General features: G+C 34.2%; 2 protein-coding genes. Both read left to right on the forward strand.

All coding sequences use genetic code 11. The features are described from left to right. Positions 1-78, forward strand: a 78-nt coding sequence (locus IDG60_RS22550; protein WP_241013309.1) for a hypothetical protein, incomplete at its 5' end; no start/stop codon positions are given. Positions 79-389: 311 nt separating this feature from the next. After that, a partial coding sequence (gene pde2 / locus IDG60_RS15575; protein ID WP_206160898.1) for a pApA hydrolase Pde2 occupies positions 390-1,080 on the forward strand: 691 nt, incomplete at its 3' end.

Consider the following 1,080-nt stretch of genomic DNA (forward strand, 5'->3'; position numbering starts at 1 on the left):
ATAGAAGTGAACATGCATAGTCAAAACGACAAAGTAGCGAGCGCTCTCGTGATATGCCAAATGTTTGACGAAGTATAGGAACTTAGCAGAGAAAATAGGCATAAGATAGATTTCGCACAAACGTTGGAGCCCAACTTACATTGTTTGTAGAATTTCTTTTCGAAATTCTTTGTGTTGGGGCCCCACCCCAACTTGCATCGTCTGTAGAAATTGGGGGTCCAATTTCACTGTGTTGGGGCCCCTGAACTAAATAGTATGGAAATATATATATCTAAATAATTAAAACGGGCAAATAGTTTAATATGGCAGTAACAATTTTTATAATTTAGATATTTTGATATAGACTAATGCTTAAATTAAGCAACTTTTCTAAAAAAGGGAGTATGAAAATGATTAGTACTTTGAATGAAATTATGAAATGTATCGAAGACAACGATACAATTATTATACACAGACATGTTAGACCAGATCCAGATGCATATGGTTCACAACTTGGTTTAAAATACTATATTCAGCAGAAATTTCCGCAAAAGCAAGTATTTGCAGTGGGTGAAGCGGAATCATCATTAAGTTTTATTGGAGAGTTGGATAACATTGATGATAAAACATATCAAGATGCGCTTGTAATTGTATGTGATACTGCCAATGCTCCACGAATTGACGATGAACGATATAGTACAGGTAGTAAACTTATTAAAATAGATCATCATCCTGCAGTTGATCAGTATGGTGATATTAATTTAGTTAATACGAACGCGTCATCTACAAGTGAAATCATTTATGATTTAATCTCACATTTTAATGATGAAGCAATTGTTAATAAAGATATCGCGAGTGTTTTATACCTTGGTATCGTCGGTGATACTGGGCGATTCCTTTTTAACAATACCTCAGAACATACTATGGAAATTGCTGGAAAGTTAATTGGGCATGATATTGATCATAATGCGCTATTAAATAAAATGATGGAGAAGGACCCAAAAATGTTGCCGTTTCAAGGTTATGTTTTACAACATTTCGAACTTATGGATGATGGATTCTGCCAAGTTAAAATAACTGAAGATGTATTGGAGCAATTCG

It is taken from the genome of Staphylococcus sp. EG-SA-2 (assembly GCF_017152085.1).